The following is a 3,934-nucleotide window of genomic DNA, read 5'->3' as shown; positions in this document are numbered from 1 at the left end:
GAGANTATNANNGTNNCACNNCNGCANAANNTTCNGANACGNNCANNAGNCGCCTCCACCACCGCCCGCGCATNCCCCCNATCCACCCGATACCCATCGAAGAAATGCTCACAGTCCACGAACACCCGCCGCCCCTGCTCCCGCAAGAACCCCACCGTCTCGCGCACCATCGCCAAGTTCTCCTCCAACGACGTACGCAACGCCAACTCCACATGCCGCGCATCCGCCTTCGCCACCACCGTCACCACCGGCGCACCCGACTCCACCAACGCCCGCACCTGCACATCCCCCTCCACCCCCACACCCGGCCGACGCGTCGCCCCGAACGCCACCAACGACGCATGCCGGAACTCCACCTCCCCCACCGCCCGCGCGAAGAACTCCGTATCCCGCGGATTAACGCGAGAGTGGGTCGGCAGACCACGAACCCCACCCCGAACTCGTCCAGATACCGCGCGATCGCCAACTTGTCCCCGACCGTCAAACTGATCCCCTCACGCTGCGCACCATCCCGCAACGTCGTGTCGAAAACATGAAAATCGTCGTGTGCCATGTGCGTCTTTCCGTTCAGGTCTGCCGGGCCGGGTGAGGCCGTTCGTGCCGGGTGGGCCGATGACGAAAACAAAAAGACCCCTCGCGGAATGCGAGAGGTCTGCGTGCGGGCGGTGAGTCGCCTGGGAGGGGTCTCCTCCAGGTCACCTCGGTGCCGGCACGCTGGCGCTAATAATGAGCTGGCGCTGCATGGCGGTGATTTTTACACGACTCGGCGGCCGGTGAAACGTCGTCTCACTTTTCGGACAAGGCGCCCGGCTCGCCGCACGGGGCCGGCGGCCGGAGCCGGGCGCCGCCACCGCCGCACGCCCCCGCAGTGGGGGCGGCGACGGCCGGCCGGTCAGCCGGCCGGTCGGCCGGTCGGCCGGGGGCGGGCATCGGTTCGACCTCCAGGTGGCGCCGCCGCCGGGGCCCCCGGTACAGCAGGGCCTCCCAGCCCAGCCGTTCCAGGGCCCGCGCGCACCCCGCCAGGGCGGTCTCCTCCTCCTGCGCGGCGCCGCCGCCCGGCGGTCCCGGCCAGTCCACCCGTACCTGGCCGGGCCGCTCGCCGGGGCCGACGCGGTAGCCGGTCCTGACGCGCCGTCCTTCGGCGTCCAGCGCGGACGGCGGGAAACCGGCCGCCTCCAGGGCCAGGGCGACCGCCCTCACCGGCTGCTTGCGCTCCCACGGCGCCGGCGCGGTGCCGGGGTCCGTGCCCGCAGGGGCGGTGAGCCGCCGGATCTGGAGCAGCCCCTCGTACGCCACCCGGACCTCGGCGGCGCGCCGCTCGGCCGCCGCCGGGTCCGCCTCCCGGTCCGGGAGAGGGGGGCCGTCGCCGGTGGCGGCCTCGAACACGGCGCCCCGCCCGGTCACAGGAGCCGCCTGATGTCCCCGCGGACCCGGTAGAAGCCGCCCGCCGCCGCGTGCAGCGCGTCCACCGCGTAGCGTGCGCCGGGCTCCCGTATCGCGCGCGGGAACTGGACGTTCCACGACGGTTCGTAGCCCTCGGACACCACGTGCACGCGGAGCCTGCCGCCGTCCTGGACGCACTCCACGACGACCGAGCCCGCCGGGGCGTCCGCCACCGCGGCCACCGAGGCCGGGGCCGTCGCCGGTGCGTACGTCGGCAGGGCAGCGGCGAGCTTCACGTCCCGCGCCACCGGGACCGTGCCGCGCTGGGCGGCCTCGATCGCCGCCTCGCCCGCGTCCACGCAGACCAGTGAGCCGTCCGTGGTGACCAGGTAGAGCCGTTCGTCCCGGTACTGCATGGACAGGGCCGAGCCGCCGCCCGTGCCCAGCTTCCACAGGCGCGTGCCGTCCCGGTCGAAGCAGTACACGGAGGACGCCCCGTCACCGGCGAAGACGAACCGCCCGCCGGGCGAGGTGGCGCACGAGTAGACGGCGCTGTCGCAGGCGTACGTCGCCTCGATCCGGCCGTCGTCCTTCGACAGCCGCTGCACGACGCGGTGCGCGGTCCCCGCGTACACCGCCGTGTCCTCCTGCCAGCCGAACAGGACCCCGCCGCGGGTCGCCGTGTGCCACAGCTCGCCGCCGCCGTCGGGGGCGTACGCCGTCACGCCCCGGTGGTGGCCGTGGTAGACGGCCCGGTCGTCGGCGCGGACCATCCAGGCGTGGTCGCCCTGGCTGCGGCGGGCCCACTGGTGCTCGTCCTCGTGGTCGATGACGGTGAGCCGGCCGGCGCGGTCCGACACGTTCAGCACGCCCTCGTGGATGTCGAGCCAGAAGATGTCCACGTCCGCCGAGATGTCGTACGCCGCGAACGGGAGCTTCGACGACAGGTCGTACACCCGGCCGTCGTCACAGCCGGCGTAGATCCAGAAGTCGTCCGCGACCAGGCACTTCACGCCGTCCGGCAGGCTGAAGCGGGAGAGGACGGCGCCGTCGTGGTCCAGCGTGTAGACGTCGCCCGCCTGGTTGCCGACCCAGCAGCGGTCGTCGTCGACGTGGATGCCGAACGCCGAGGAGCCCGTCCGGAAGCGCCACAGCACCGGCGCGACCGCGCGGGCCGTCGACGGGGCCGAGGCGACCTGGCGGCGGGTCACCGCGCGCGGGGCCCGCCCGCCGGGGACGGCCGGGGCGTACCCCTTGCGGACCTTCTCGCCGACCTTCCGGGCCGCGGCGGCCCGCGCCTTCTCCGCGGTGGGGAACGCGGACGTCTGGACCTGGCCGGCGGCGCCGATCCTTCCGTACCGCACCGTCACCACCTGGCCGTCGACGGCCACCTCGTAGAACTTGTGCGCACCGCCGCCGTCCTGCGACAGCTCAAGGTACGTCGTCTCCGCGGACACAGCAGACATGACTGACCCTCCCCGGGGCGGACCGGCGGCCTGCCCCGCGGGTCCCACTGGGAAGACCGTAGGACGCGCCACTGACATCGGTGCCGGCGCGCGGCTTCCGGTGGCCGCGGCCCGGGTCCGGCGCCGGGCCGGACGCCCTCCGGCCGCCGTCCCGTACCGCCCGGGCTCCGCCCGGCCGCCGGGTCCGCCGTCCCGTACGGAGCACTCCGGCGGGCGGGGAGGGGCGCCGTCGGTGACGATGGTCCCGACCGGGAGGAAGACCACGGCCGGGCCGGTTCGGCGCGGAGGAGGCGGGGAGCATGCGTCTGCCGCAGACCCGCGGCGCCCGCGCCGCCGCGTCGCTGGCCGTCCTCGGGGCGCTCGTGGCGGCGAACCTCGTCCTCGGGCCGTCGTCGGACCCGCGGGGGCGGGGCGCCGCCGAGTCCCGGGGCACCTCCCCGCAGCGCGCGGCCCGCCACCAGGGCCCGCGGCCGGTGATCGTGCCCCGCACGGCGTGGCACGCCCAGGCCGTGTCGACGGCGCCCGCCGCCCGGTACGCGCCGGCGGTGCGGGCCGCCGTCATCCACCACACGAGCACCCCGAACGGGTACGACTGCGCGAGCGTCCCCGCGACGCTGCGCGACCTGTACGCGGGGCACGCCTACGGCCGGCACTGGGACGACATCGGCTACAACTTCCTCGTCGACGCCTGCGGGACCGTCTACGAGGGCCGGGCGGGCGGCGTCGACCGGGCCGTGATCGGCGCCCACACCAAGGGGTTCAACGAGGGGACCGTCGGCATCGCGGCGATCGGCACGTTCTCGGAGGGCACACGGGTGCCCGAGCCGATGCTCGACGCGATCGCACGGCTGGTCGCCTGGAAGCTGGGCCCCTCCGGGCCCGATCCGCGCGGCACGGTCACCCTCGTCTCGACGAACGACGAGTCGCGCTTCCCGGAGGGCACCGCGGCGGTGCTGCCCGTCGTCGGCGGCCACGCGGACGGCTACCCGACGCGCTGCCCGGGCGCGGCCCTGTACGCGAAGCTGCCCGACATCGGCGCCCGGGCGGCCCGATTGCAACGGCGCTGACCTACGCCCCGGCGGGGG

Annotated in this window: 2 protein-coding genes and 2 pseudogenes; 1 reads left to right on the top strand and 3 read right to left on the bottom strand. The window is 74.8% G+C overall.

Annotation, left to right across the window (positions count from 1 at the left end; translation table 11 throughout):
* Window positions 1-80 precede the first annotated feature (80 nt).
* The 3 genes and pseudogenes from MW084_RS19205 to MW084_RS19195 all read right to left on the bottom strand — a co-directional run.
* Window positions 81-553, bottom strand: a pseudogene (locus tag MW084_RS19205) (citramalate synthase); the annotation flags it as partial.
* A 377-nt stretch (window positions 554-930) separates the two neighbouring features.
* Window positions 931-1,404: pseudogene (locus tag MW084_RS19200) on the bottom strand (hypothetical protein); the annotation flags it as partial.
* Window positions 1,401-2,849, bottom strand: a complete 1,449-nt coding sequence (locus MW084_RS19195) for a WGR domain-containing protein (RefSeq protein WP_029553515.1) — start codon at window positions 2,847-2,849, stop codon at window positions 1,401-1,403. The gene MW084_RS19195 and the pseudogene MW084_RS19200, both read right to left, overlap by 4 nt.
* Window positions 2,850-3,148: 299 nt before the next feature.
* On the opposite strand from MW084_RS19195, the gene MW084_RS19190 reads away from it, so the two are divergent.
* Complete coding sequence (locus tag MW084_RS19190) at window positions 3,149-3,916, top strand: peptidoglycan recognition protein family protein (RefSeq protein ID WP_010470753.1); 768 nt, start codon at window positions 3,149-3,151, stop codon at window positions 3,914-3,916.
* Window positions 3,917-3,934: the final 18 nt, after the last annotated feature.

Origin of the sequence: Streptomyces sudanensis, assembly GCF_023614315.1 — a bacterium.
Taxonomy (GTDB): domain Bacteria; phylum Actinomycetota; class Actinomycetes; order Streptomycetales; family Streptomycetaceae; genus Streptomyces; species Streptomyces sudanensis.
Note: the sequence above shows the minus strand (reverse complement) of the source record. Positions and strands in the feature narration are given on the sequence as shown.